This window comes from Mycobacteroides sp. H001 (assembly GCF_001440005.1).
Classification (GTDB): Bacteria; Actinomycetota; Actinomycetes; order Mycobacteriales; family Mycobacteriaceae; genus Mycobacterium; species Mycobacterium gwanakae.
This window is the reverse complement of the sequence record NZ_LJYH01000038.1, coordinates 116327-142540: the sequence shown is the minus strand read 5'-3', so window position 1 is coordinate 142540 and position 26214 is coordinate 116327. Positions and strand designations below refer to the sequence as shown.

Annotated in this window: 32 protein-coding genes, 1 tRNA gene and 1 pseudogene; 10 read left to right on the top strand and 24 right to left on the bottom strand. The window is 61.1% G+C overall.

The window, feature by feature from the left end:
* Window positions 1–14 precede the first annotated feature (14 nt).
* The gene (locus AOT83_RS19135) at window positions 15–578 is read left to right on the top strand and encodes a hypothetical protein (protein ID WP_240482992.1); all 564 of its coding nucleotides are present in this window, start codon (window positions 15–17) and stop codon (window positions 576–578) included.
* An 82-nt stretch (window positions 579–660) separates the two neighbouring features.
* On the opposite strand, the gene AOT83_RS19130 is transcribed toward AOT83_RS19135, so the two are convergent.
* From AOT83_RS19130 to AOT83_RS19105, 5 genes are all read right to left on the bottom strand, one after another.
* A complete protein-coding gene (locus AOT83_RS19130; RefSeq protein ID WP_157858379.1) occupies window positions 661–1206 on the bottom strand; it encodes an MT-A70 family methyltransferase in 546 nt (181 codons plus the stop codon).
* A gap of 38 nt (window positions 1207–1244) precedes the next feature.
* Window positions 1245–2246: a DNA adenine methylase gene (locus AOT83_RS19125; protein ID WP_082628293.1), complete on the bottom strand. Its 1002-nt coding sequence runs from the start codon at window positions 2244–2246 to the stop codon at window positions 1245–1247.
* A gap of 11 nt (window positions 2247–2257) precedes the next feature.
* Complete coding sequence (locus AOT83_RS19120) at window positions 2258–2809, bottom strand: hypothetical protein (protein ID WP_131726942.1); 552 nt, start codon at window positions 2807–2809, stop codon at window positions 2258–2260.
* Between the two features lie 4 nt (window positions 2810–2813).
* Window positions 2814–3377 carry a recombinase family protein gene (locus AOT83_RS19115; protein WP_057964035.1) on the bottom strand — a complete coding sequence of 188 codons (564 nt, stop codon included), beginning with the start codon at window positions 3375–3377 and terminating at the stop codon, window positions 2814–2816.
* A gap of 216 nt (window positions 3378–3593) precedes the next feature.
* Complete coding sequence (locus tag AOT83_RS19105) at window positions 3594–3911, bottom strand: hypothetical protein (protein ID WP_240482994.1); 318 nt, start codon at window positions 3909–3911, stop codon at window positions 3594–3596.
* A 90-nt stretch (window positions 3912–4001) separates the two neighbouring features.
* Between AOT83_RS19105 and AOT83_RS19100 the strand changes: the two genes are divergently transcribed.
* The 3 genes from AOT83_RS19100 (at window position 4002) to AOT83_RS19090 (ending at window position 5925) form a co-directional block, all read left to right on the top strand.
* Window positions 4002–4337, top strand: a complete 336-nt coding sequence (locus AOT83_RS19100; RefSeq protein WP_057964037.1) for a DUF3024 domain-containing protein — start codon at window positions 4002–4004, stop codon at window positions 4335–4337.
* A gap of 151 nt (window positions 4338–4488) precedes the next feature.
* A complete protein-coding gene (locus tag AOT83_RS19095; RefSeq protein ID WP_057964038.1) occupies window positions 4489–4785 on the top strand; it encodes a helix-turn-helix domain-containing protein in 297 nt (98 codons plus the stop codon).
* Window positions 4786–4806: 21 nt separating this feature from the next.
* A complete protein-coding gene (locus AOT83_RS19090) occupies window positions 4807–5925 on the top strand; it encodes a tyrosine-type recombinase/integrase (RefSeq protein WP_057964039.1) in 1119 nt (372 codons plus the stop codon).
* Between the two features lie 258 nt (window positions 5926–6183).
* Here the strand turns inward: AOT83_RS19090 and AOT83_RS19085 are convergent, their stop codons facing one another.
* Complete coding sequence (locus AOT83_RS19085) at window positions 6184–6609, bottom strand: hypothetical protein (RefSeq protein ID WP_057964040.1); 426 nt, start codon at window positions 6607–6609, stop codon at window positions 6184–6186.
* A 53-nt stretch (window positions 6610–6662) separates the two neighbouring features.
* Window positions 6663–7358 (bottom strand): hypothetical protein, encoded by a 696-nt coding sequence (locus tag AOT83_RS19080; protein ID WP_057964041.1) that lies wholly within the window; start codon window positions 7356–7358, stop codon window positions 6663–6665.
* A gap of 84 nt (window positions 7359–7442) precedes the next feature.
* On the opposite strand from AOT83_RS19080, the gene AOT83_RS19075 reads away from it, so the two are divergent.
* Window positions 7443–8003 (top strand): hypothetical protein, encoded by a 561-nt coding sequence (locus tag AOT83_RS19075; protein ID WP_057964042.1) that lies wholly within the window; start codon window positions 7443–7445, stop codon window positions 8001–8003.
* A 33-nt stretch (window positions 8004–8036) separates the two neighbouring features.
* Here AOT83_RS19075 and AOT83_RS19070 read toward each other — a convergent pair whose 3' ends face one another.
* From AOT83_RS19070 to AOT83_RS19065, 3 genes are read right to left on the bottom strand one after another with little or no spacing between them, the layout of a single operon-like run.
* Window positions 8037–9611: a hypothetical protein gene (locus AOT83_RS19070; RefSeq protein ID WP_234797620.1), complete on the bottom strand. Its 1575-nt coding sequence runs from the start codon at window positions 9609–9611 to the stop codon at window positions 8037–8039.
* 10 nt (window positions 9612–9621) lie between these two features.
* Window positions 9622–9867, bottom strand: coding sequence for a hypothetical protein (locus tag AOT83_RS27660; protein WP_131726943.1), 246 nt, complete (start codon window positions 9865–9867; stop codon window positions 9622–9624).
* A 15-nt stretch (window positions 9868–9882) separates the two neighbouring features.
* Window positions 9883–10380 (bottom strand): restriction endonuclease, encoded by a 498-nt coding sequence (locus AOT83_RS19065; protein ID WP_057964043.1) that lies wholly within the window; start codon window positions 10378–10380, stop codon window positions 9883–9885.
* A gap of 312 nt (window positions 10381–10692) precedes the next feature.
* Between AOT83_RS19065 and AOT83_RS28445 the strand changes: the two genes are divergently transcribed.
* Window positions 10693–10839: a hypothetical protein gene (locus tag AOT83_RS28445; protein ID WP_346424259.1), complete on the top strand. Its 147-nt coding sequence runs from the start codon at window positions 10693–10695 to the stop codon at window positions 10837–10839.
* A 129-nt stretch (window positions 10840–10968) separates the two neighbouring features.
* Here AOT83_RS28445 and AOT83_RS19060 read toward each other — a convergent pair whose 3' ends face one another.
* Complete coding sequence (locus tag AOT83_RS19060) at window positions 10969–11205, bottom strand: hypothetical protein (protein WP_057964044.1); 237 nt, start codon at window positions 11203–11205, stop codon at window positions 10969–10971.
* A 126-nt stretch (window positions 11206–11331) separates the two neighbouring features.
* Here AOT83_RS19060 and AOT83_RS19055 point away from each other — a divergent pair, with 126 nt between their 5' ends.
* Window positions 11332–12132, top strand: a complete 801-nt coding sequence (locus AOT83_RS19055) for a hypothetical protein (protein ID WP_057964124.1) — start codon at window positions 11332–11334, stop codon at window positions 12130–12132.
* 81 nt (window positions 12133–12213) lie between these two features.
* Here AOT83_RS19055 and AOT83_RS19050 read toward each other — a convergent pair.
* The 3 genes and pseudogenes from AOT83_RS19050 to AOT83_RS19040 all read right to left on the bottom strand — a co-directional run bounded on the left by AOT83_RS19050 (window position 12214) and on the right by AOT83_RS19040 (window position 14225).
* Window positions 12214–12490: pseudogene (locus AOT83_RS19050) on the bottom strand (hypothetical protein).
* Window positions 12491–12587: 97 nt separating this feature from the next.
* Entirely contained in the window at window positions 12588–13523 is a 936-nt protein-coding gene (locus AOT83_RS19045) for a hypothetical protein (protein WP_234797623.1), read from the bottom strand.
* Between the two features lie 102 nt (window positions 13524–13625).
* The gene (locus AOT83_RS19040) at window positions 13626–14225 is read right to left on the bottom strand and encodes a hypothetical protein (RefSeq protein WP_057964045.1); all 600 of its coding nucleotides are present in this window, start codon (window positions 14223–14225) and stop codon (window positions 13626–13628) included.
* Window positions 14226–14316: 91 nt separating this feature from the next.
* Between AOT83_RS19040 and AOT83_RS19035 the strand changes: the two genes are divergently transcribed.
* From AOT83_RS19035 to AOT83_RS19025, 3 genes are all read left to right on the top strand, one after another.
* Window positions 14317–14982: a hypothetical protein gene (locus tag AOT83_RS19035; protein ID WP_234797624.1), complete on the top strand. Its 666-nt coding sequence runs from the start codon at window positions 14317–14319 to the stop codon at window positions 14980–14982.
* A gap of 574 nt (window positions 14983–15556) precedes the next feature.
* Window positions 15557–16201 (top strand): hypothetical protein, encoded by a 645-nt coding sequence (locus AOT83_RS19030; protein ID WP_057964047.1) that lies wholly within the window; start codon window positions 15557–15559, stop codon window positions 16199–16201.
* A 194-nt stretch (window positions 16202–16395) separates the two neighbouring features.
* Window positions 16396–16872, top strand: coding sequence for a hypothetical protein (locus AOT83_RS19025; RefSeq protein WP_057964048.1), 477 nt, complete (start codon window positions 16396–16398; stop codon window positions 16870–16872).
* Window positions 16873–17254: 382 nt separating this feature from the next.
* Here the strand turns inward: AOT83_RS19025 and AOT83_RS27435 are convergent, their stop codons facing one another.
* The 10 genes from AOT83_RS27435 to AOT83_RS18980 form a co-directional block, all read right to left on the bottom strand.
* On the bottom strand, window positions 17255–17809 hold the full coding sequence (locus AOT83_RS27435) for a hypothetical protein (protein ID WP_109394627.1): 555 nt from the start codon (window positions 17807–17809) through the stop codon (window positions 17255–17257).
* 597 nt (window positions 17810–18406) lie between these two features.
* A complete protein-coding gene (locus AOT83_RS26965) occupies window positions 18407–19003 on the bottom strand; it encodes a sensor domain-containing protein (protein WP_157858380.1) in 597 nt (198 codons plus the stop codon).
* Window positions 19004–19106: 103 nt separating this feature from the next.
* Window positions 19107–21194 carry a hypothetical protein gene (locus AOT83_RS19015; RefSeq protein ID WP_057964049.1) on the bottom strand — a complete coding sequence of 696 codons (2088 nt, stop codon included), beginning with the start codon at window positions 21192–21194 and terminating at the stop codon, window positions 19107–19109.
* A gap of 61 nt (window positions 21195–21255) precedes the next feature.
* Window positions 21256–22248 carry a hypothetical protein gene (locus AOT83_RS19010; protein WP_081343687.1) on the bottom strand — a complete coding sequence of 331 codons (993 nt, stop codon included), beginning with the start codon at window positions 22246–22248 and terminating at the stop codon, window positions 21256–21258.
* A 477-nt stretch (window positions 22249–22725) separates the two neighbouring features.
* Window positions 22726–23289, bottom strand: coding sequence for a DUF6036 family nucleotidyltransferase (locus tag AOT83_RS19005; RefSeq protein ID WP_057964050.1), 564 nt, complete (start codon window positions 23287–23289; stop codon window positions 22726–22728).
* Window positions 23289–23807, bottom strand: coding sequence for a helix-turn-helix domain-containing protein (locus AOT83_RS19000; protein WP_234797626.1), 519 nt, complete (start codon window positions 23805–23807; stop codon window positions 23289–23291). The genes AOT83_RS19005 and AOT83_RS19000 overlap by 1 nt, the downstream gene beginning before the upstream one ends.
* 158 nt (window positions 23808–23965) lie before the next feature.
* A complete protein-coding gene (locus AOT83_RS18995) occupies window positions 23966–24226 on the bottom strand; it encodes a helix-turn-helix domain-containing protein (protein ID WP_057964051.1) in 261 nt (86 codons plus the stop codon).
* A 931-nt stretch (window positions 24227–25157) separates the two neighbouring features.
* Window positions 25158–25229, bottom strand: a tRNA-Val gene (locus AOT83_RS18990).
* A 31-nt stretch (window positions 25230–25260) separates the two neighbouring features.
* The gene (locus tag AOT83_RS18985) at window positions 25261–25722 is read right to left on the bottom strand and encodes a peroxiredoxin (RefSeq protein ID WP_030095377.1); all 462 of its coding nucleotides are present in this window, start codon (window positions 25720–25722) and stop codon (window positions 25261–25263) included.
* Window positions 25722–26147, bottom strand: coding sequence for a DUF3052 domain-containing protein (locus tag AOT83_RS18980; RefSeq protein ID WP_030095376.1), 426 nt, complete (start codon window positions 26145–26147; stop codon window positions 25722–25724). Before AOT83_RS18980 ends, AOT83_RS18985 begins: the two co-directional genes overlap by 1 nt.
* Between the last annotated feature and the right edge of the window lie 67 nt (window positions 26148–26214).

Genomic DNA, 26214 nt, shown 5'->3' with positions numbered 1-26214 from the left:
GAGAGGTAAAACAGGTGGAAGGTAGTCCGCACGAGCTTTTGGCACTGCTGCGCGCACGCCGCGACATGGCAGCCGAATTAAGCCACCACGCAGGAGAAGTCGGGGTCGCTGTCCACGAGGTGCTAAACGAGCTGACCCGGCGCGCACAAGTCATCGCCGACCGATACCCCGAAGAAGAAGCCGTGAACCCTCGACTCATCATCGAGATGCCCGTGGTGGTGGAGGCGCTCTCGGCGCTGGTGGACACCCTCTCGGCACTGGACACCCTCATCACCGAATGGGCCGACATCGTGGGACCGCGCCGCGAGGCGATGGTCAAATTCCTCGACTGCCTGCAATCGGAAGGCTTCGCGGTCGCCAACGATTGGGAAATCACCGACACTCACACCTGGACACCACTAGAGGGCGACGCTGACCCCGAATTGCTTGTGCAGCGCGAGGCCGAGAAGACCATCCGCGCCGAGCGCGCAATGACCTACCGCGAACGCATCACACGCATGGTCACAGCGTTCGAAGACACCCAGAACCAATACACCCAACGAGCCCGTGACCTCATTCCCACAGTGTTGGATGGATAGACCGCACATCAACCCTGGCGTTCCCGCCAGGCCGCAGACCTGCACGCCGCCGAGCACGACTTCTCCGCAATAACACCACTCTCTAGGACTGATTTCCCCACACGGCCCACCCGAAGCGGCATTTCGTGCACCCGCACTCGGCGTCAATGTCCCGCGTGCGATTGCATCGAGAGAACAGCTCCATGTAGGGACCAGGACTCAGGTCCATCACCATTTCTGGGAACTCAGATGGCTTTTGCGAGTGCTTACGCCGTGGCGAGATGAACCCCGCGCCCTCCTGCTCGTCGCCCAACTCAACAGGCACCTCGGCATCGCCTCGGGTGCCGAATAACACGATTTCCGTGCCCACACGGAAGTAGTTCCCCATGCCCATCTGCGGTTTCATCCACATGAGCTGCGTGCGGTACTCGAACCCCCACGCCTCCATCACTGAGAACGCTTCAGGAAGGTGCGGCGAGGTAGACCACAAGTAAAGATGGGCGTCATCGGCGGCGCTGTCCGCCACCACGGTGAGCGCGCGAATGTCGTCGATGCTCATCGTGTCGTAATGGTTCTCAGCGGCACCTCGCGAGCTGGTGTTCTGGTACCGCCAGGGCGGGTCAGCCACAAACGTCCGATACCTGGTCACATCCATCACCCCTCCAGTAGATCAGGCAGCCCGCCGCTTCATCCCGCAGCCTCGCCGCCCTCGACCGACGCACCCTCGTCATCACGCCGTGCACGCCAGCCGGCGACCCGGCAAGCCTCGGAACACCAGCGCCGCCGACGACCCCGTTTCGGGTGTCGTAACACCGCTTGACAGCCCAAGCAGCGGTGCTGCGTTTCCGTAACGCCAGCCTCCCCTTGTAACGGAAACTCACCCGCCTCGCCAAGCCCCTCCAACACCCGATTGCTCCACACGATTTCTGTCCGCCGACCGTCCCCCGACCCTTGCGACGTGATCATCGGAATCTCCCAGCGATACCAGTCCGCCAACGCCGAGTCCCACAACTCCGAGCTGTAGCCCGACACCACGACCGCCGCGTCCGCCGCCAGGCACGCCTCCGCCAGCTCCTGGTGAGCCCCCAGACTCCGCATCTCAACTCTGTACTCGCCGCCCCTCCTGATCCCCTTGTCCACTACGTACGGCGGGTCCACATACAACAGGGTGTTACGGTCGTTCCCGTACGCCTCGACCAGCTCGACAGCGGGACGGCACTCCAGGCTCACACGCTGAATCCGCTTGGCGGCAGCACCAATTCGTCCAGCGTACCGTTGCAGGGTGACGGGCATCGGGGTGCTCACAGGCCGCAAATCGTGCCGCCAACCCGTGCGAGTGAGAGAGCCCGAACGCCCTTGCGTCAGTGCGACGAACACCCGCCGCGCAATCTCCAACTCGTCCAACTCACTCGAAATCTCCTGTGCCAGAGCCCTTTCAGCCCGTGAGTGAGGGGTCAAAGAACACACCCGTTCCAGGTCGCCGGGCCTGTCACGTAACACCCGCCAAAAGGTCATCAGATGACCGTCCAAATCGTTGACCGTCTCTTGCCTGCTCCGCTTCTTGGCCAGCAGGACGGCCAAGCTCCCGCCACATACTTCGATGTAGTGTTTATGTGCGGGTAACACCGAAGCCAGCCGCTCGGCCAGCCAGGCTTTTCCACCGAAGTACGGAACTGGACTTCTCACCATGCTCCCGCATATTACCGGAAATCGTTGGAATTACTGGGATTTCCGCACCCGCAATCCACCGAGCGCTCACCAGCGACTTTGTGTTCGTGACACACCACGTACCAGGGCGTGGCCTCCTGCTCATCCTCTGACAGTCCATCCCACCAGGTCGTCCACTCGGACACTTGCTCAACGGGAATGGCGTGAATCTGTTGATGAATCCACTCTCTCGGACGCTCGTCTTGCTCGCCTGTGAGGATCCTTGCCTTCTCGGACTCGGACATCGGACTCCACGACATCGCGTCGAATCCCGCGTACGGCGCACTGAGCAGCGCATCAATCCGCGCGATGAGGTCGGTCTGCGCGGCAGCCTGCCCGTCCCCGCTCTCGTCCTCGGAACAAAATTTCTCGGCTTCCCCAGCAGCCCAACGCAATTCGCTAGCCGAATCATAATCACCAAACCCCTCGCACCATGTGGCTGCCTGTCGCGCCGTTTCGGGCGTTAACACTTGCTCTCGCATCGAGCGGAAGAGATTCCAGCCTCCAGTGACAACAATCCATTCCCCGACAACAGCGGCTCTCACTGGGTCAACCCACCTGCTTCACGTACCGAAACACCGTGGCACGAGACACCGAGAACAAGCTCATCAATTCACTCACGGGCTCACCACCCTGGTAGAGCCGAATAAGCCGTTCTTGCTGTGCTACATCGAGTTTCGGTGGTCGGGTAGCGGGCAGACCCCGAGCAGTGCGCGCTTCCCTGCTGGACTGACGACGCTCCTTGCCCAGTTCCAACTCCAACTCAGCGATGCTGGACATGATCTGCACGACCGCGCGCCCCGTAGGAGTCGAAGTATCCACGCCTTCCCGCAGGCTCCGCAGCGCAATCCCCCTGTCCGTCAAATCCGCTAGGGCGGCAGCGACTTCACGCACGCTACGTCCGATACGGTCAACGGCAGCTACGACCAGCACGTCACCTTCTCTGAGCCACGCCAGACAGTCTGCCCAGCCAGGACGCTCGCTCCCAGCACGCCCCGACGCCACATCACAGAACTCACGGTCAGCCTGCACGCCCGCCGAGACCAGAAGGTCGCGCTGCTGCTCGACCGACTGGTGCCCCGTGCTCACTCGGACATACGTCGCCGTGCTCATTCGGCACCATTGTGAGACTGATTGTGCGACATGGAATGTGACACTGAAATGTGAGACCGCTCGACCTGCTGATTCATCCCGTCCTCCGTGTGTTGTTGTGGGCGTAACACATCTTTAGATGTGAGACCCGAGTCGAGCCAGGGTGTGACGACAGTCAGACGGGCATAGAGAGCGGCGATGACCAGGCGCTCCATGGGGGTCAAGGGAGCTTCCGAATCAGACATCAGCGCTCACCGCCTCGACGTATTTGTTCACCAATCGAGCCCACGCCCAGCGCAACTCGGACACCGCTGCCTCACGTGCCGAGTCGGCACACATGGACAACACATGCTCCCCGCTGTCAGCGGCGTGACGGGACTGGATCGTTCGAGCAGCCCCGACTACCTGAGACCAGCCCGTTGTCAGGACAGCCCATGCCTCGGGATTCTCGGCTGCCGAGCAGCGCTGGGCGTCGGGGCCGTGGACGTGTTTCGGTTCATCGAACAGCGCCGTGAGCGACATCAGATGCGCTCGCGTGGTGGGTGTTTCGGACATGCCCCGACGCTAGAGGCACTGGGAGACAGGGGCAATCGAGAGGGGTGCACGTCCCCCGCTGGTCAGGGCGGGTTCTGGGATACTCACTCTATGGCGATACCTGAACTGGATGCTCTGCGTGTGGGGCGGTGGTGCCGCGAGCGGGTGCCCGAGCATCTCTGGAACGAACTGCAAGTGCAGTGTGACATCGCAGACCGTCACATCACTATCGTCGAAGTCCGTCCACCGTGGGATGACTCGGATGCCACGTGGACACGGTTCCCCATCGCTCGCCTGCGGTACACCGCCGCCAGCGGACTGTGGAGCTTGTACTGGCGCGACCGGCATCTGCGGTTCCACGCATACAAACGCCTGTCACCCTCACCGAACGTCAACGACTTGCTCGACCACATCGAGCACAGCGGAGACCCCATCTTCTGGGGCTGATCGTTGACCAGGTAGCGCGGTGTCACCATGAGTCGAACACTCCCCCTGTTCGCTTCGGAGTCAACAGGATTCAGAAACTTTCTTTCGACCAATTTCTCCAGAACGTGTCATCTGGAGGGGTGAAAATCGAAATGTGTGATGCGCTAGATGAATGTCCAGGAGCACACCGACTTCGCACCTCGCGGTGGTCGATGCTGCCCTGGTACAGGCAATAGCCGCACACGTAGTTGAGGAGCTGCGTCCCGTCCTCGCCCAAGCTCCTCGCCAGTGGCTGACCCCCGAGGAAGCTGCTGACTATCTCAAGGTCACCGAGCAGAAGCTCGCGGACCTGCGCTACCTGCGTGAGGGGCCACGGTTCCGCAAGGTCGGGCGGCTTATTCGCTATACCCACGCCGACCTGGACTCCTGGCTCGACCAGGGCACTGTAGAAACCCGCGACTCGGCATAACCTGCAGATAGTCTCAAGGACATGGCAACCATCGAGAGCTACACCGTCAACGACGGCAAGCGGTACATGGTGCGCTATCGGGCACCCAACGGCAAGCAGACCAAGAAGCGCGGATTCACCACCAAGCGTGCCGCCGAGGCATTCGCCGCCACGGTCGAGGTGGACAAGCTCACCGGGGCATACGTGGCTCCGTCGCTGGGCCTGATCACGGTGGGGGAACTCGGACCCGACTGGCTGGAGAAGAAGAAGCCCCTGGTGTCCCCATCATGGGCACACACCCTGGAAATCGCATGGCGCGTCCACGTCGAACCCCGCTGGGGTGCCACTAAACTGAGTGACATCGACCCTCTCAAGGTTGAGACCTGGATCGCCGAACTGTCGCGAGGAAAGTCCGCGACTGTGACCATTCGCGCACACAATATCTTGGCGGGGATACTCGATGACGCGGTGAAGGCCCGTCGCATTGCGTCGAACCCCTCGCGGAATATCGACAACCTCCCCAAGAAGCGGGGGAAGAAGCACGTCTACCTCACCGCAGACGACGTGGATGCTCTGGCTGGTGCATGCCTGACCACAGACAACTCGACTATCGTCTATGTGCTTGCGTTTTGTGGCTTGCGGTGGGGAGAACTCATCGCCCTGCGTGTGAAGGACATCGAGTTCCTGCGCCGACGCATCTCGGTCCATCGGAACGCCGTGTGGATTGGCACTGAATGCGTCATCGGTGAAACGAAAGGCAAAGAGTCCCGCAGCGTGCCTGTCCCCGAGTTCGTGCTGAACAAGTTGTCCGAGCAATGCAAGGGCAAAGGTGCTGAGGATTTGGTGTTCCCGCGCTCGGATGGGTCAATGCGCGGACAGAATCGCACTCCGCACGGCTGGTTCGCCAGGGCAGTCGCACGCTCGGGCATCGACGCTTCCACGACTGCGCACGCTTTGCGCCATACCTGCGCGAACTTGACCGTCTCAGCGGGCGGCAATGTCCTCGTACTTGCGCGGATGCTCGGTCACAAGGATCCTTCGGTCACGCTTCGGGTCTACTCCGACTTGTTCGATGCCGACCTGGACACCCTCGCAGAACAGCTCCACACACGGCACGGAGAAAAATCGAATGTGCCCAAAATGTGCCCAGAAAGCCCGTAAGAGTCCTCCGAAACCTTTCTGAACTGCAAGAACCTTGGTGGGCGCGGAGGGTTTCGAACCCCCGACCGCTGGTGTGTAAAAAAGCCAATCGAGTATTCGCCCAGCTCGCGGAGCTACGCCGATCTCGCTGAGCTGGGCTTATCCATCGCTGAGTTCGGGTTCCGTCGGGGTGAATGGGTCAACTGCGGGTCATCGGCGTGCGTGGGAAGCGGCGGGCGGAGCGGACAAGATATTCGACATCGAGTCAGCTTGCGCCGCTCACACCCGCGAGGACCAGTTCGGCGAGAACGGGAGCAGCTTTCTCCTCGAGGTACTGATGACCTGCTTGTCCTGTTGCCGGACCGGTAGCACAACACGCCGCGGTGGCGATCTGTCGTCGAGGTACTCGGAATCCCGGTCGTCTTCGTTGGGCAGACCTGGTCCAGTCATCCTCATGTTGATACCGCTGAACTCCCCCTGAAGATCCTTCTTCGTCAACTCGTGCGACAGGGTCCGAATGACGGACCCCTCCGCTACGACAGGGCCATAGATAGCGGCGCGCACAGCGGCGGCCTCGACGATCGACACCTCGCCGGCTTGCCCCGTGTAGCGGCGCCGGGCGACGTTCCACAACGACGACACTGCGCAGTGGATTAGAAACGCGGTCTCGATGTCCTGATCAGGGAGGGTATGGGTCAGCGACACCCACCATTCCGGCCCACTCTTCGCTCCGGGAGTCGCCGGCTTGTGCAGGTACGTCAGCTGCGAACCCGCCGACAGGTGGATGCGGTCTCCGCCACCGGGGGCGTGAACGCCATCCGAGTGCTCTCGGCGGTGTGCACCACGGTGAGACCGTGCTTCGCGGAGTTGTACAGGAACGATTCGGACAGAATGGTGTCAGCGGCGGTCTCGAGGAGCAGCTGCCATGCGGTGACCGCCGCGTCGAACTCTTCGGGCTCCACGGTGAGTGCCGCGTCGACTGGGTCCGTGCCGCCGAGGAACACCAGGGCCACGTCGCTGCGGTCGAATCCGGTTCGCAGAACAGTGTCGATCTTCTTCTTGAACTCGGCGAAGTTCACGGACGCCGCCATGCCCAGCCACGGGCAGTCCTGCTTCTCTACGTGCGCGAAGAACAGCCGTAGAAGCATCTCGCAGGCGTGGTGCAAGACCAGCACGCACTCGGTGCGGACGTAGCGGTCGCGGGCCTCCTTCGACGGGACCGGCGCACCGGCGCGGCGGGAGACACCGACAACCCGCTCCGACTCGTACGCGGGGGCGAGGACCTCGGCTGGCGCCAACATCAAGGTGACGGCCTCGATCTTCGTCAGCAAGTACTCGCTCGGGTCGTCCTTGTAGAAAGTCGCATTGAGTTCGGAGAACAGTTCGCGCGCCAGTCGCGGGCCGGCCGGAGCCGCGGCCTTCGGCTTGCGGGATTGGTTTCGGTTGCGCGTCATCAGCGCAGCGTAGGCTGGGGTACCGACACCTCGACCAGGCTCGCGCGGCGGCTGCATATCTGCCCGCGCCGATAAGCTCCTGGCATGTCTCAGTTGCCGATCTGGGCCACCATCGCGACCTCCGGTGCGGCCGGCGCCATCGTGACGGTGCTCGTGAACCGTTTCGTCGTCGGGCCCCGGCCCGACCTGCGGCTGTCCTCGTCGACGGCACTTGTCGAGGATATGGAGCGCGTCACGCGAAAGAATGAGGGCAACTTCACCGGCATGGACTGGATGCCGCTGGGGTGGGTGCGCCTCACCAACCACGGCGACGGGACAGCGCACGACGTAAAGCTGACCGGCGAGCGGTGCCGGCCGCGGGTGTGGATCGGCAACTCTGGTGTCAAGCCCTATGCCGGGCAACCGGTCGAGGCCGACTACCCGCTGTGGAGCAACACCATCGCGGCGATAGAACCCGGCGAGTCGGTTAACGTGTGCGTCGTCGCGCGCAATGATCCCTCGCAGGCGAAGCCGACCGTCACCGCCGCGTGGCCGCGACTAGCGGGCCGTCGATGGGCGGGAAGCCGCGCCGTCACCTTCGACTTCGCCACCTCGCGACAGGTCGAGTATGGGATGCCCGGACAGACGGCGCTCGGCGAGGCATGAGATGGCGGACCCAGACAGCGGCGAGCGAAGCGGTCAGACGTTAGGCCACGCGAACAGCGACCGGTAGAACAGCTCACGCGCGTCGAGCCGAGGCTCGGGTTCGCCGGGCTTCGTCTGCACGCAACCGAGGATCGCATGCGGGGCCGACGCTGCAAGTGGCTTGTTCCGCAAGATCAGCTCGGTGAACGCCTCGATCAGCCCGGTGCCAGCACTCATCAGTGTGACAGCCGCCGTCGCCAGATCGGCGACAGTGTGCCGGGTACCGAACACCTCAGCTGGATCCGCGCGCCACACACCGAGGCTGTCGTAGTGGGTCTGTGTCAACTTCGGGCTGGCACCGGGGAGCAGCTCCGGCATCGCGTCGAGGTTCAGGGCGATGTTCTTCGTGCTGCCGTAACCGCGTCCCGGATGCTGATCGACGGGCAAGATCCCGTCGTGGATGTGGTTGCGGAGCACTTTGCATATCCCGCCGTAGGCGTGCAGTCGCTCGACCTCGGCGAGCGCATCGGCTGGGTACTCCCGGACTAAGTGGTCGGTCACGTAGCCGCCGGCGTCCAGGGAGAGCCGATACTTCTTCGGATCCCGGGCCGGATCGATCAGCAGCAGGAAACGGCGGCCGTAGATATCGAAGGCTGCGGCGAGGTAGAGCAGCTGCCGGTCGAAAGCCTCCGCGGCAGCTTCCACAACGTCGGCGCTCCGCTTGCCGCTGATCGGGTTCGACAAAACGGCGAGTAGTTGGTCGAGGGCGCGGGTGGCGCGACAGAGGCGGACCCGGATCGAGTTGACCGCGGCAACGACCTCGGGTCCGCCCATCCGGCGTGCGATGAACAGGTGCAGGCAGTCGAAGTAGGGCATCCGGGCTCCGACGCCCCAGTCGTAGAAGTTCTCGATCGTGGCCGTGGACTCCGTCTGCTCCCATGAACCAACGCCAACGAGCCCGCCGCGGCGCACCTGCACCACTGAGTTGCTGGTCATCCGCAGGTGGTGCCCGATCAGGGCCACCGCGTCCTCCGGGGTGACGCTCGCGACGATGTCGTTGTCCGTGACATCGCAGCGGGCGACGGTCGGCGCCGTAGTGACGATTGCGTCTATGCCGACCACCGCTGCGGCTGCCGCATACGCTGCTGCTCGGTTGCGTTGCGCGAGAGTGAGCGGTGCCGAGCCGGATGTGGCTTGCTGCTGATCGAGCTGTTGATAGTCAGGGAAGAAGTGAGCCCGGAACCGGGGGTGCTCCCTCCCTCCATCGGTCGCCACCCAGAACTCGACACTGTCGAGGTGACGGTTGGCCTCTTCGACAGTGGTGAACCCGATTTGCCGAACGAGTGGATCGCGGAGTGCTTGTGTCCACGCTTCGGGGACCTCGACGTCCTGCGGCACCAGCAGTTGGATATCGAGCTCTTCGCGGCGGAGGAACGTGGAGAAAGTTCCGGCCGGCGGCGCAGGGATGGTAGTGACGTCGATCCCAAGACGCAGGGGGCGGGTGGCCGGGCGCAGAGGGTAGAGCGGCGGGTCATCGCTGTCATCCCTGATGGGAGGGCGTACGTACCGCATAAAGCGGTGGTTCGGTTGTCCGTCCGGGAGATTGATCAACACGGCACCGTCGGGCATGCGCGGCAGCCTACAAGCGCGTGCCCGACAACCCGCCGACACTCGGCACCTTCGTCACATCCCGAACCCCGCGTCCCCGTCTCTCCCCACATTTCCATTTCCAAGACACCAACCGCAACTCGGTGCGCACCACCGCGCGGCGGTACTCGAAATCGCGGCGCCAGTAGAACATCCACCACGAGCAGCTGCCCCGGCCGGTGAAGTCAAACTCCCGTTGGCAGGCGGCGCCAGAGCGGGCTCCCAGCCGGGAACTCATCGTCTCGAGTCCTCTTCATTCATTCGATTTGGCAGGCGCGACACGGATCTCGGGAACACCGCCCATCAATGTCAGGTGGGCTCTACCCGGGCCCACAAAGACATCGCCTAGAAATTTCAGCAAGTAGCTCTCGGTGCTTGAGTCCGCGTCGAGTTGAATAACCTTGATACCTGCCGCCGCTGCAACGAGTTGGCCACCTTTTTGGACACCGATGGGAGTGACAACAATCCCGCCTGACGCACCGAGGTCGTTGATGGTCCAGGCCAACGCTGCCATGTCGCTCTGCTTCAGACTGCTCTTCGGGTACCGCCGACATTCAATGACGACTACCGCTTCACCGTCAGCACTGACGCCTTTGGCGTCGATTTCCCATTTGGTGCCCGACGCACCGACAAGTGTCTGTTTCCCCTCAATGCTTTCGAGCCTAAGGCCGAGTGCATCGCCGATCTTGTCCAACAGCAAGCGGGCTACTTCCTCGTAGGTCTCCCAGCTCGTAGGCTTCTCGATACTCACACGACTCCACGTCCAATGTTCGATCAGGCCCTCAAGCGCCGCATGGTTTCGTGCATTCTACGTCGCGAAATCAAATGTGTACCTGGGTACTTCGAAGATCTTATGAACACGCGGAGCCGTGTCCAACCATCATCGACCTACTCGACGCGCGCGTGCGCAGTGCGGAGAATCGGCACCGGCCTGGGCGGGCACCCGGCAGGATCAGCTTATGAAGCTATGGGTGAACGACAAGCGTGAGGCTCCCGACTGCTGGGTCTGGGCGAAAACCTCTGCTGATGCGCTGATCTCGGTGGCGAATGCACGACGCGGCCAGTGGTGCACTGGCTCGCCGAACGCGACAGCTGGCCAGAGCGTGTGTACATCCATACTGCCAATCCCATTGGGAGACAGTGGCTCGAAGGAATGGCGCAGCGGTACGGGCCCGGTGTGAGCCGATGGAGCAACCCCGGCGCGCCGTAGCCATCAACCGGGGTCAGACGAGTCGTGGGGCCGTAGCCGCAGAACCCGTACCTTGCTCACCGACAAGTATGCGCTAGAAGGCGAATTAGCATCTAAGGGCGCACCCTTGCCCTTCACCGCTCGGCGGTACTAGAGCTTGTACCGCAGGTACATCATGGCCAGGAAGAGGAGCACGAACGCGCCAAGCCCCAATCCGGCGAGCACGCTTTTGAGAGCCAACGAGATGCAGACGGTCGCGACTGCCGAGGCGACGGCCCAGTAGAGCCACTTCTGGACAGTGCTTTCGCGGGGCTCTGCCAAGAGGCCGATGCCTCCACACACCGCGGCCATCAAGGCCATGTAGAAGTCCGGTTCTGGAGCTCTCATCACCTAACTCCATGTGTGAACCACATGCCCATCCCACCAGTATAATATTTGCTGTATCGCTATACTCGCTTTGTGCGCCTACGTTTAATACTTGCTCCGTGGTGGGTGCAAGCCCCGGTGCACGCCGTGCTTTTCTTCGTCCTGTGGGCGCTCTATGGCGCGGCGACCGATTCGCGGCCCGATTGGCTGCAAGTTGTCATCACCGCTGTCTTGTTCGGTCTGGTCATGGGACCGGTATCAGCGCGACGGAATCGCCGTGAAGTCGCTCCGCTGTTGACTGGTGTGACGCCGCGCAACTACCGGCAGGTATCCAAGGCGCTGCGAATTGGTCCGCCTCCAAGCGATCTGGCCATATTGCACGCAGCGGCCCGGCTGGCCCGCCTGCGTGCCGCTCAAGGCATGCGCGAACGCACCGTCTCGATAATCCTCATGGCTGTGGGTGTCGTGGTGATGATTGCCCTGGCCGAAGGGCATACGTTCCACGCGGCCGGGTATGCGGTAGCGTCGTTGTTTGGGGTCCTCGGTGCCCGCAGCTGGATCAATCCGCTTCTACTGCAGGCGCGTTCAGTGCTACTGACCGACGCCGCGCGCCAAAATCCCCTACCGATTGACACCGATGGCATCACGCCATCCTCCGCCGCCGGCCGGCACGATCCATCGCAATATCCGCTGGAAAATCACCCCACGCAACCAGATCCGACGGCAGTCACAATCTCTGGTCCCAGCCGTGGACTGTTTTCGTTTCGCGGCAGGGTGGCGACAGCTATTCTTGTACTTGCCTTTGGCGGCCTCGGACTCTGGGCTAGTCTTCACTACCGCGATCGCGAACTGTTCGCGTATTCCCTGTTTCCGCTGACGCTGGGGGCTATTTGCATCTGGGACGCGGTTAAGCTCAAGCACACCGGACTCTTCGACGTCAAACAGTAACTGCCGGGCACCAACCTGACAGGCAGCGGACGGTTCCAATTCCGTGAATCCTCCTGACAGGCAACATGAATTCTGTCGCGCTCAACGGCGCAGTGCATGTAAGCCGTACTCAAGGGCCGCGTCCGCTGCCATGAACCCACGTGGCAGAACATAGGCCGGCCAACACGGCATGCCAGTAGCAGAGCCGTTCGTTGAACCGGCCCCTGCGAGCCACAGCCACGATCGCAAATATCACGCTGATACCCAAGGTGATCCAGAATCCCAAATACAGGGCTTCGGACCAGAAGAACGGGAACAACACCGCCGCCACGATCAAACACGGCAGCATGCTCAACCCGAGGCCGGCCGCGAACGCCAAGACTGTGATGAGGGCTGTTCTAGCGCTCAAAATGTCCAACTCCCAAAGACTTTGGTATCGGTCCAGCCATACGATCGGGGCGCACAGAATCTGATTCTCATTCACCCCAGCAGAAGGTCTTGACGGCCTTTACTTCGTCGAGCATTTGCACGATGACCTTCTGATACGCCGCTTCCTGGTCGGCGACCTCTGCAGCACTACTGGTCGGGGCAGCCGCGTGCGCGCTACGCACCACGTTCGTCACCTGCACCGATATATCCGCGATGCGGCGTACCCGTGGGGCCACATCCGGGGTTGTCAACTTGGCAGCTTCGCGCTGAAGTTGATCGGACCACCCTTCGTAGTCAGCAACGCTAGGGCCGCCCTGCGCAATCAGCCGCCCGTTAGTCAGCTGATTTCGTTCCCGTACTGCAATCGTGACATTGAATGTTTTGTTGCAGTCGCGCCTGGGCCATTCCCGCTCATAGGTCACCGCGAACGCGGTAGCACACGCAACGAGACCCAGTGCAATCACCACCAGCCACAGCCGCTCTCGCTTCCCCAGAGATGGACCGCTGTCTGTGCTCTGCCCGGTTGCCGTAGCTTGAAGGAGCACAACATGGCGTTCCTGGTGGTACCCGACGTACCAATCTGACAAGAAATGCGGCACCAGCAGGTAGGCCCACAAGGTCCATCCGGCAGCACTTACGGCACTGCGGGTGAGGTAGATCTGAAAAAGCACCATTCCGATCCACATCACCGACCACCGCAGAGACGACGAAGAGTAGTTGCGGACCGTGCCCAGGGATTCGCCCAGCCGAATCGCGGCATCCAGCACAACAGGATCAGCCGGTATCTGTCGGCGCCACAACGCCTTCACGACAGCGCCGCGCTGCGCAGAACCAACGCCATTGAGTACCGCTAAGTAAGCGCGATGCGCCTTTTCCTGGTATCCGACCGATATCGCCGCGACCACCACGCAAATCCCGATCATTGCCCCGGTCCACCCCGGGCTGAAGTCCAATCCTGGGACGGTCAGCAGCAGCGGACTCATAACCAGTGCCATCAACAAGGACGTGCAAACCCACCGTGCCCACCAGGGCAACCCAATCATCCGCATCTGCACAGCGAAACTCCTTGAGAAAAAGCGTGAAAACTAAAAGACCCAGCTCTTGGGCGCCGCGATCACGAAACCGTGAGTAACCGACGGGCCTGCGTCAGAGCTGATTTCGTGTGGCGCTTTAAGGACACAGACCAAGTCCGCCGACGCCGGCACTCCGCACACAAGAGACCTCGAGGGCGGGAAGCTCCAGAACACGATCTTGTGGCCCGGGGCAAGCTGGACGGGCACCTCGTTGGCGGTGTCGCCGAAGAACTCTTCCGAGGTTTTGGCAACGAACCGGGCGGGTCCAAGGCCCCGGTCGTAAACCCCCTGTAGATCCACGATGTGCGTTCCCGTGAGCTGTCCGGGCAGGTCCCCAGCGCATGCGACTTGGTGCGTCACCTTGACGGTCTGCTCCTTACACAACAGCCCGGTCGCCGTGCTGAACCACAGGGTGGGTACCGCGTTGAGGTCGGCGGGACTGGAGGGCAGCGGTCCGCTGTCGTCGATCAGCGAGTCGATATCTGGAACCAGCGGTGCCGCAGCGGCATCCGGGAAAGGACTGACCAGCGCTAGTGAAACCACCACGATGCCAACGAATCCCACCGCAAGTGCTCTATAAACCGAGCACACACCGGTCTCTGCCCTACTCATGCCCGCCCCTCCTCCTCGACTGCAGGCAGATCGCCCAGCCGTCTGCCATCCTCTCACATCGTGAAATTTGCTGTCTGCTTACACTGTGCTGGTGTGGATAAGACTTGCGCTTGCCCCGTGGCCGATTCAGTGGCTCGCGTATTCAGCCCTGATTTTCATCGCAGCGGGCGTTCCTGTGGCGATCATCAACCGCGAAGACGAACAGGGACAATGGCTCGGTTGGTGGATCGGTATCGCCGTGGTGGCGCTCGTCGTCGGGCTGGTGTGGGCTCTGGCCGCACGGTCCCGGGCACCGCAGCTGTACCAGGCGTTCGACGGCCTGACACCCGCCCAGTACCGGCAGGCCTCCAAAGCCGTCCTGTCCGGGCCGATACCTGCCGACCCGACGATCCGGCGCGCTGCAGCACGATTGGCCCAGAACACGATTGATCGTCAACTGCGCATGATGACACCCGTCGTGCGCAAGTTCTTGATCGGATCCATGGCCGTCAACGTCCTTATCCAGGTGGGTATTTCAGCCACCGGAGCGACGATCAGCTTCGTAACCGTCTACAACGCTGCCATCTTCGCGGGCATGGCCGTATTCTGGTGGCTCTATCCCCCGCTGCTCGAAGCCCGAGCACAACTACTCGCAGATGCGAGGCGCACACCGAACATCGGCATCGCTGCACCGCCGACGCAGTGGTCGCATGCCGCCCCAGACGCACACCGCTATCAGGGCCAGCCCGAAGGCACTTACTCCCCACCACAGGTATGACGATGCGGTGGGCTGCCGCTCGAACCTGCGCATGGCTTCGTCCCAGCCCTGCAATACGATTCCAATGCCGGTCAAGTAGATGCCTGCGGCGATTCCCGCGAGCAGCAAGACCGCTGTGAGCACCTTCTTAATCTCGATGGAACCCCTTCTGCCGATGGCTATTTCGGCGCCCCAAGTGGCCTTATCGGCACTGTGGCGGTTGCGGGCGCGACGCCGAGGGCTACTTCCTGGCTGGAGTCTGGTTGGCTGCCTGACTCGCTCGTGTTCGAATTAGCGCCACGCTCAAACAAAAGTTCAATCATCGAAACGTCCGGGCAACTCCTGCGTTTTCTGATGGATATCCACAGCAGGTGGTCGCACCAACCACACCGACCTGCTTCTGTGGCAAACGAGATGACAACACAGCTCCTCGAAGTAGCGATCGAGCTGCAGCCACCGCTGGATTTCACACCGCCATGGACACGTGGCGAATTCTCTTCAGTAAGCCATAAATATCCGCTGACGTCCACTGAGACTGGCAATCAGTTAATATCGATTGGTTCTGGCAGGAGAATAGACTAGGGGGCAGTGGCCTATGCGGAATTTTGGGCAAGCAATTGTCGGCATGGCTGCGGCCGGGGTACTAGTGGCCTTTGGAAACTTGCCATCGGCCAGTGCCGCGACGGCATCAGCGAGTCTGGTCCTGAATGAGCTGCCGGGCTACAGCGTCGACGTGTATGAGACGGGTAGCAAGTTGGGCGGTGGGCTGGGCAAGTACGAGTTGAATCTTGCGTGCCGCGCCGCCATCGCTGATTCGGTGTCGAAGATGCCCGCGGATGCTGTGGCCTACCGGGGCGATATCAGTCGGATCGCAGCCGATGGATCGCAGCGTACGATCGCGTATTCGGTGCTGGTTAGCCTCGATGATCCACAGGTGGGCCGCGCCGCTGTCGCAAGTTTGGGCCCCATCCTGGCGAGCTGCCCGGACACAGGCCTTCGGCCCGGCGAGTATGGCGCCCACCCCAGCCCTATGCGGCTGCGTGGAGTCGAAGCACAAGTCGCCCAGATCTTCACGATCAAGAAAGAAGGGCAGCTGCCGACTCCCGGGGTTGTGTACGTCACCGGCGGCATTCTCGGCTACCTGGAGTTGGAGCCCACCGGGGACGAGCCCGCGGACCTTGCGCTGTGGCAGGAGCTTGCCCAGAAGCAGGTTGATCGCATCAATGCCCGCAACGCCTAGTCCCTACGTCCCAGAGTCGGCTGGTGGTAATCCGCCCAGCCGGCGTCCCGCTCAATTCCGCATGCTTCGAAAGACGTTGCTTTGCAGCCTTTTACCGCAGTTCCATCCCAGGAACCAGTTGGTCATCGATCCAGTTAGTAGGTGGCCGGTGCAGGGCCCTCTTGGCCGCTTGCCCTGATGTTAATGTTTGCTAGATGATCAGATTCCGCCGCGCGGTGTTCGATTTGATGATCCCGTTCAACGTCATAGCGGCGTTGTGGGTGTGGGTGGGCCGCGGTCTGTTCGGTGCAACGCTGGGCTGGATCGCGCTACTCATGCTGGTGTTCATCGTCCCAGTTCTCGTCGTAGCGTTGATTGCCTCGACGACCCTTGCGTTCTCGCAGCCCCGAAGACCGGTGCGGCTTTCCTCCGCCCAGGCAATCGCCCAGGCAACGTTTTGGCTGATCATGCTGATACTCGGTGTTGTGATCGTCGATGTCGATGACCAAAGCTACGAGGAATCCATTCTGATCAACATCCTCGGATGGAGTCCCGAGTTGCTCGATACAAGCCTGGAATTAGAGAAGGCGCTCGCCTTCAGTGCGGTGGCCTGCTGGCTGGTACTTGTTGGCTTGCTCGCGTGGGGTCGAGTCAGCAAGCAACCCTATTCTGACGCGACTGGACAGCCGTAAGTCTTGCCCCGCACGACGCCTCACCAACCGACTACGGCTTCCATCAGTGGTTGTTAGACATCGTCAACCATCTCAGACGGCCTGGCGTGTCCCCTGAAAGCCGTTACAGCCCAGTATATCTGGACGGCAATAGCCTGTATGTATTTCGTGATCTGCTCATCTCTGAACGTATGCGGGTAAGGCAACTTCCCCAGCGCGAAAATCCGGACGGGCCGCATCGCGCTGCATCCGCTCTGAAACGCATTCACTCTCCGCTGAGGTACCCCCAAGAAACAGCTAGACCCCCTTATCCACAGGTGTGGGGGGGTCTGCGTAGATCACGGTACACCGACCAGCTTCGCTGCAACTAGTCCCGATGTGATGCGGCGACGTTTCCCAGCTGCTAGCTGATCGGCAGGTTTTGATTGATGCCCGAACTCAGACGATCCGCCAATCGCCGGGTACGTCGTTTCCCTGTGCTGGTGTTGATCGGTGAATCAGTGAAGTCGGCAGCGGTCAGAGTTCTACCGAGGCGCTCTTCGACACAAGCGATACAGAGGTTTCCATCGATAGCGGGGTTTACTTGTGCCCACACATCATCTTTGAGCATGTAGTACTCATCGACAGTAGACATGTCGAGACCGCAACCAAGGCAGCGCCAGTCGCAGACAAACAACTCCCATCGATACGCGATTCTGGAGCCATCCCGAAGATGGATATCGCGGCCGCCAAAAGTGTGCACCACGCAGGCAACGGCAGTGCCGTGGTCGTCCAGGCACGCACTTATGGCCTGCTCGACTTGCAGCATCGTCTGTAGAACGCTCCGTGACGATGAGGTCGCGGCGGTCGCCGAGTTGGAGTCCGCAAAACTGCTCACGTCGAGCACCCATTTGACATCCACGCCGGGTTCATAGATCACCTCGGCACTGTCCGCGTTGTTAGTTGGCCCTGTTGTCACTGCATTTCCTCGATAGTCTGTGTCTCCACGGGCGAATCAATGTTCGCGCTATCAGATACCGCTAGTCGACGACTGTCCGCGTGGTGCGCGCCGCCACGAGACAAGGCGACGACGATGACTGCTATAGACGCTACGGCCAAAGCGACATAGCAAGCACGTGTCGGTCGCCGGGCCGAACAGGTCAGACGGGCCTACATTGGCCAGTTTTGGCCCGAGCGAGTCTGGGAGATGGTGTTTGATTCTCCAGTCGGCGGGGTTGAGGGCGCCGCAGGTGGGGAGGGCGGAGTTCCTGGCTGAGAGGTTTGAAGGTGATGACGTATCAGCGCAAGCTCTTCACTGATTGCCAGCAGCGCCTCTGTTTGGGCAAGGACTGCGGTATCACGCAAGAATCCGTGCATGTGGTCTGCACGATTGTATTCGACCACATTCAACGGGAAATTCAGTATCCGATTCTTAGCACTCTCTCGTAGCCCTTCTATATGCCATCCGTCGTTGCTCTTATCCATTTCTTTCGCTTCCAGGAGATGAAACCCAGCTACTGATGAAGAGATGCAAGCCTGGCCACCTGGCGGTGACCTCGTTTATTTCATGACCATATCATTGAACCCGGTCGGCGATCGTATCGAGAACAGTATGTGCTACCTGGCCGGAGTTAGATAAACCGCCTACCCCCGCATACATCAGAACTGACGATTTGACACGATATTCAGACTTTCCGCCATTGGTAACAACAAAAATGGTCGAGGAGTCAGGTCGCGTCACATCTACCCTATAGTTTTCAACTTGAAGTGAAGAACACTTCGTGAGCCCCAAAACCAGTTGATCAAAAACTCTATGCGCTGTCGCCACATCGGGGTACACGCCAATATCCTGAGTTACCGAAACAACACGTTTAACGTATTCGTCAGTCAAACCTCCATAGGTGACTGACAAGAACCCCTTAAATGCTGCACCAAAGGCCACATTCTGATCGTAAATTGCACCACAATCCTTAGGGGCGCCTGGGTCTATTAGCCGCGGCCGATCTGATCTTATTGTGTGCTCAGGCATGAATCCCTGGAAACCGGCGATTTTTCCGACATCATCGGCGCTCAGAACAAGCGCATCCGCGGAAACATTTTTTTGAGGCTCCGCGTTGGTCTCCAACGATACCGGACCGCAACCTCCCACATATAAAATAATCGCTAGAGTCATGGTAGCCCGTAAGGGAAGTAATCGACTCCTCATACTGGGACGTATTAGTGACATTTTTTATCCTTTATTTGACTTAAGCAATGCGATAGATTCTATGGCGTTATCAATTTGGCTGCTGCAGTACTGCGATTGGTATATCAGGAAGTGTCATACGTCCCGCGTCTGCCTGAAGCGCCAACATGTCGGCATTTTGTTTAGCAGCCTCTGCATTATATGCAGTAACTGCCGGATCGTTTACAGTCCCGAAAACTGGATGTGCGTTATGTTCGGCGATTTCGGCTGATAGTTTCTGAAAATCTGCTAACCATTTTACTTGATCTGATCTGTCAACCACAGCTTGTTCCGCCTCGGTGTGGCCCTGCGTCGGCGCGGGCGTCTGCGGAGTGGTCCCAGTACTTGGCTGAAACGATGGCGGATGCGATATTAGCTGACCTGTATTCGGGTCAACCCACTTCCCGGTTTGAGGAGTGGGCGTCTCTTGTGGCGTCGGCTGCCACTGCGCATTCGACCCGCCAGACGGCGATGGCGAGGGTGTCGGGGGCTCCATAGGTGCAGGACCGCTCATGTTGGTGGCAGTCCCAGACATCTGGGATGCAACCTGGGAGCTCTTAGACACCGCTTGGGCGGTGCCTTGTTGGGCCGCTTGTTGCCCGGCTTGCTGCGAGCCGCGGCGCGTAGCGGCGACAGCGAGATCGGTCGGATCGATGGGGCTCTTTTTCGGTGTATCAGGCTGCGTCGGCGGCACCTGCTCAGGCTGCTTCGGAACCTGCTGCGGTTGTGGCTGCTGACCAGGCTGACCCTGGGGCTGCTGTGGTCCCGGTTGTTGCGGCGCCTGCTGCACCGGCTGCTCGGGCGCCTGTTGCACTGGCTGCTGACCGGCAGGGTTCTGTGGGGCCTGCGCCGGCTGCTGTGCCGGTGCTTGCTGAACTGGCTGTGGCGCCTGCTGCACAGGTGCTTGAGCCGGGGGTTGTGCATCGGGCTGCCAGGGCCCGTAATTCGGCAACGGCTCACCGTGAGTGGCGTGCTGACCCGACATCTGCGGACCCAGGTTTTGGGGAGCTTGCGATCCGCCTTGCCCGGCGGACGGGTTATAGATGGAGACCCCGCCGTTCTGGTCTAGCGGTGGCTGATTGATGCCGCCTTGGTAGTCAGGCATCTGGTTCGGCATCTGCGGAGGCTGGAACATTTGTCCGCCGTCCTGGGGACCACTATTGCCGCCACCACCGCAGCCATCGGGACCACACGGATCCGCCGATGCCACAACGGCACTCTGAGGCAAGTAGGAAGACAAGGTGGCTAGGCCGAATGCGGTCGCCGAGAACATGATCAGCGCCAAGACTCCAGCGCCGGCATAGATTTGGCCCATCGGCGTGGACCCACCGGGCCCATTGGGTGTGTGCGCCCACGTCCACCACCCCGACAACGCATGCCACCACCAGGTGTTGGCGGCCAACGCCAGAGTCACGACCGCGGCGATAGCGGCCAGCGCGGCCATCGGGTCATCACCGGTCAACCACCCCGACACCCGCGGCACCACATATCCGGACAGGAAGAGCAGCGCTACGCCGCCGGCCAGCAGCATTATCCCCAAACCGGGATGACTAGCCCACCACGCAGCCCAGCGATCCTGACCCTTGGCCTGGTCTGCGCCATCTTGATCATGTTGGCGGGTACCCGAATTCGACAGCAGCAGGTTAGTGAGGGTCTTACCGCCGCCAAACAACAACGCGCCGGCCGTAGCGATGATCGCCACCTGCACCAGCTGCGATGGCAGTGTCCAACCATCGATATCGGCGATCTGGGTGAGCCACGAGCCTGCGTGCCCACGCATGACCCACCACACTCCGGCCGCACCGACACCGATGCCCGCAATTGCCCGCACCACGTCAGGGATGCCAGCCACCGACGCTGATGCCGCTGTGGTCACCGGTGCGAGGGCTCGCCGCAGCAAGGTGATGCCCTTGCCCAGCGCCGTGAACGCCGCCAACAGCAGAACAGCCCACCCAACAGATGCGGCCACACCGTCGGCTCGGGCGAGCACATGCAGACCCCACACCCCCGCCGCAGTCAAAATCGCACCGGTGATTCCAGCGGCAAATCCCGTCAACTCTGACGCTGGTGGCCGGGCAGCCGCGGGCAGGTTCTGTGTGGACATATCGTCGTCGAAGCCTCCCCTAGCGGTGTCGTTCATCGACTATCCCCTTCCTCGAAGTTGTGCCGTGAAAGATACTGTGTTGGAAGGCATCTCAGGATCAACCTGTTGTGGCGGCCGCGCCGGGGAGCATGTTTTCCTTGGCCCAGCGGGTGTGTCCGTTAGCGGCTGCCAAGCAGCCGTCGTAATCGGAACCGTCATGACCGAAAGCGCTCACGCAGGCGCTAGACAGATCCCCCAAGAATGTGTTTTCACATGTGAGCGCACTAGTGCGAGCAGGCACTGCTGTCATGCACACAGCCAACCGCCCACACGACGGCACGAAATCAGCTGTCTTGTCCGGGTTTTCGCCACCGCGAAACTGCGGCGGCCCAGACACACACCGATCACTGCGATCGGATACAGGATCGGCTGGAGGTATCGGCGGAGGGTCGCCATAAGCAACGGCGACCGCGGTGTTCGAAGCGAGGTAGGCCACCCTGATGGTCACCGGAAAGTTCAGGAGCCCCACTTCCCCAACGTTCAAGTCCACGGCCGACTGCTGATACAGATAGCTGCCGCCCACCGTAGGAGTCACTTCGATAATGTTCCCTGCGGCGTCGCGAGCATCCGGGGTGCTGAACGTGCCAATGACCACTGCGGGCTTACCCGGTGAGGCATCGGTCTCCACAACGACAACCTCACGGTCTTGGCGCAGATGCGTGCCCTCCGGAACTCGAACCCCCAGCGAGAAATCACTCGGAGACAAGAAAGACTTGCGGATGATCCGGATATCCGCACCGCCACCAGCATCAGGAATCACCACATAATCCACCGGCCCAGACCCGTAGGAGGCAGCACCACCCTCACCCCAGCTAGCCGCCGTCAGCTGCCGCTCATTAGGCAGATGGATAACGACTTGTTTTCCCGGCCAGGCAGTGGCGACGTGCAAACCGTCGGTGGCGATCGGCGGCACCGACACCAAACTGCGCTCCCGCGCTTCGGCCAGCGGCCGCCCAGTTCCGTCACCCATACCCTGCGGCACATTCGACTTAGCCTGCGCACCACCAATATTCACCGCACGGGGCAGATTGTCGGGCTGCGGGACCGCCAACGGAGGAGGCGCAGGAGGCGGCGGGCCCGGCGTCCCCGGATCAGGATGCGCAATCCCCGCGGTCAGTAGGCCCCCGATCGCAACCGTCGCAGTCGCGATGCCCCAGCGGACATGCCCTCTGACCGCTACCCCCAAACGCCCCATACCAGCGACGCTACCGCGAGCGCAGCGAATGCCGCAAGCCGTCCCGTAGCTGCCAAGAGGGCGCATTCAGCGAAAGCGCCCCTCAACCAGGCAGCTTTCAGAAGCAAACAAGACTAGTTGAGTACCATCTCGGCTGCCCGATTGAATTCACCAGTTACCCTGCATATTTATCACTCCGACCTACATGTCTTCCTAGTCCCTCATTAACCGACATGCCCAAAGGGCAAATATGAGAACTAAACAGACTGGCCACTGCCGCGTCGGCGGGAAGATCATCTTTCAAGAGTCCTTCCTTCAGCTTGGCTACGTTCAACCCCCTTCAGCAGGTCGGCGTTACAGCCACTGTCTGATCCAGTTGGAAGCTCGTTTGGCTGATTCCAGGTAACGGTTTTCGACGGTCGGTAACCGGTTGGCGATGGTGCTCGCATCGACCAACCGGGCGTCTAGCAGCGCCGCGACAAAGTTTTGATCCTTCTCGCGGAACGCGCACAGCTTCGCCACACAGACATCCTCTGGCTCCACACACCAGCCCGTGAACTGCGGATGCCCCGACGGCGCAGCGGTATTGGTGTTCTGAACACGCACCAATCGCTTGCGCCAGCCCTCGGGCAGCGCGCACGTGCCCAGATCGACCCCATCGATACGGAAACCGTGCTGCTGCTCGAACAAGGAGAACTCGCCGGCCACACCCTCAATGTCGTCGGCAAGGCGCGCGATCTCGGCGGCGGTGTCAGCGATCGGCAGGATATCGACTTCCTGGGACATCGTGGCAGCAGCCGGTAATTGGTTCTCGTCGAAGGTGCCGAGAACCGACTGAGATCCGACCACGATCACCTCGCCATGGCCAATGATCTGACACGCCGTGCGGATGGCGTGCTCCAACTGATCTCGGCGCATTACCGAATCATCGCCAACACCTGGACACGCTCGGGTTCGGGCAGCAGACCTCGCATCGGCGATACCTCCCGCATCTCAATGCAGTCGCGGTCCAGACCAGTCAGCACGCGATGAACACCAACCACATCCAGATTTTCGATCAGGTGTTCCCACCGATCCATGTTGCGTTCGTGCGGCTGACCGGTAGTGGTGTCCCGGAGCTGCCGCAAATTGTGCTCCATGCGTGGCCGCCACTGTTCGAGCACGGACCGGTTCAGATGTGTGGACAATTGCCGGTGCAGTTGCCACGACCGCCACTCCGAACGCGTCAACTCGGGCTCAACCGGCCGGCGAACCACCTCGAGGCGGTACCCCATGCACGACAACAACCGGTCCAGCTGTTCATCACTCAGATTCAACTTGCCCGACAGCATCTGACTGACACTGGGCTGACGCACCCCACTGACCCGCGACAACTCGGACTGCGAAGTGTTGGTGCGCACCATCACCTCGCGCAGCACGTCACGTGAGCTGTTCATGGAACCGAGTATAGCTTTATACACTATACCCAGGAAGTATCGACGACCGTCCAGTTCTGCACGGGAGTCCCGCCGCGGGCCACCCCGGGCTCACAGATGTTCTCGTTCGGTACGGCGACTGGCCACAGACCAGCGACAGCGCAACAGGAGATCGCAGATCACACAGTGCTGCGTTCCACGAACTCGCGAAGCGCGTCGGTCGAGATGAGTCGACGACGCCCTAGCTTGACAGCCGAAATGTCCCCACTTTGGATGCGCGCGTACAGGAACGAGCGAGAGCAGCGCAACGCAGCTGCTGCTTCCGTCACTGTCAGCAGCATCCCTGGCTCAGGGTTGGGCACCCCCTGTCCGTTCCTGATCGCGGTGATAAAGGCAGCAAGGGCGGCCGCCAAGTCAGGTACCGAGTTAGTTCCACTCATGCATCCACCGTGTCAGTTGGTCTCGTGGAGCCAAGCCCGCTGCCGCGACACGCCGAACATTCGGCACTAATCGAAGCGAGCCGCCCGTGGTGGTGAAGCATCGCGACAGCATCACCCCAGTTAAGACCCGCCTCCTCAACGCGAAACCGATGGCTGCGAACCTCAGCAATGTCGACCGATCAGTAACCAAGACGTCCGGCGACCACAAGAAACACCACCTCAGAGCTGCAATAGAGCGAGCATCACCAAACAGCAGGCACGGTCACCAGCAATGACCCATAAAAACAGCTAAACCCCACCCGATCCCAGACTCCGAAGAGGTCTGCCCGCCACCGTCGCGCGACGTGGCGCGCTTCAGACCTCTGCACCCAGACGATTTGCCAGTGGGCAGAGATGGGCAGGCTACCTAGCCGGTAAAGCTGCGCGACCCAAGCGAGATATCGAACACCTACCGAGGTCAAGCGGTTACGAATTCGACTCCGACGGTGACGTGCGAAACGCAGGCGAGTAATGGTCCTACAAGGATGAAATCCCAAGTAAAGCAAGGCGGTAAGCCCAATATCGTCGGGTCACCGCCCTGGCGCCAAGGTGGTCACCTGGTGCGCACCCACTCGGAAACGTTACGTCCACGCCGATCCACCCGAAGCGATAGGCCTACACCGTTGCATACAGGCAACGAACACCTACCACCAAATCCGGACAACAGAGCATAGTTTGCTACAGAAGCAAGAAAAGAGAATCCAGCACACAGGGAGGTCGCGCTCCAGGCCGTGCGGACTAAATCTCGCTTGTCCAACAGTCCCTGGTACCAAAGTGACTACACGGACTCCATAGACGCCATGGAGACCGTGGACAGAAAGAAATGGGTCAACGATGGGTCAACCACACACAGCCGCGAAGGATAAAAGGCCTCTCTACCTGCACTTTTCGGTGGGCGCGGAGGGTTTCGAACCCCCGACCGCTGGTGTGTAAAACCAGAGCTCTACCACTGAGCTACACGCCCGGTCCACGTCGTCGCCAACGTGGGAATCAGCTCACGAATGTAGCGCGGCCAGCGCTTCTACCCAACCCGCCTGGTCACGGGCTTGCCCGGGGTCCAGCATTTCGGCGAATCGGATGATTCCGTCGGCATCCACCACGAAAGTCCCGCGGTTCGGATATCCGGCCTTCTCGTTGAGCACCCCGTACGCCTCGGCAACGGCCCCGTGCGGCCAGAAGTCCGACAGGATCGGGAAGGTGAAGCCGCTGTAGCTCGACCAGATCTTGTGGATCGGCCCGGCACTCACCGACAGCCCGATGATCTGCACGTCGTCGTTCTCGAAGTCTCCGATGTGGTCGCGCACATGGTCCAGCTCGCCCTGGCAGACCCCGGTGAACGCCAGCGGGAAGAACACCAGCAGCACGGCCTTCTTACCGCGAAAATCGCTCAGGCTGACGGGCTGGTTGTTCTGGTTCCGCAGGGTGAAATCGGGTGCGACGGTCCCGACAGGCAGCATCAGCGCCGCCCGCCGCGCGACGACTTCGGCTGCACCAGACGCGTCGCGCTCCAGTCCCCCAGATTGACCGAGGAGGTCTGTACCAGGCCCGCCGGCGGTGCCGACTCGGCGATTTCCGAAGGCTGCACATGGCCCGGCTTGCCGGTCTTGGGCGTCAACACCCAGATCACGCCGTCCTCAGCCAGTGGGGTGATGGCGTCCATCAACGCGTCGACAAGATCGCCGTCATCATCGCGCCACCACAACAGGACCACATCGATGACATCGTCGGAGCTCTCGTCCAGAAGCTCCGAACCGCATGCGTCCTCGATGTCAGCCCGGATGTCGTCATCCGTGTCCTCATCCCAGCCCAGCTCCTGCACAAGCTGATCTCGCTGGATGCCCAGCTTGTGGGCATAGTTCGAGGCGTCAGCCGCCGCGACCACCGTTCGGCCCCTCCTTATTCACGGGTGCGTGCTTGCGCACTTGGGATGAATGCTCACATCGTCGCAT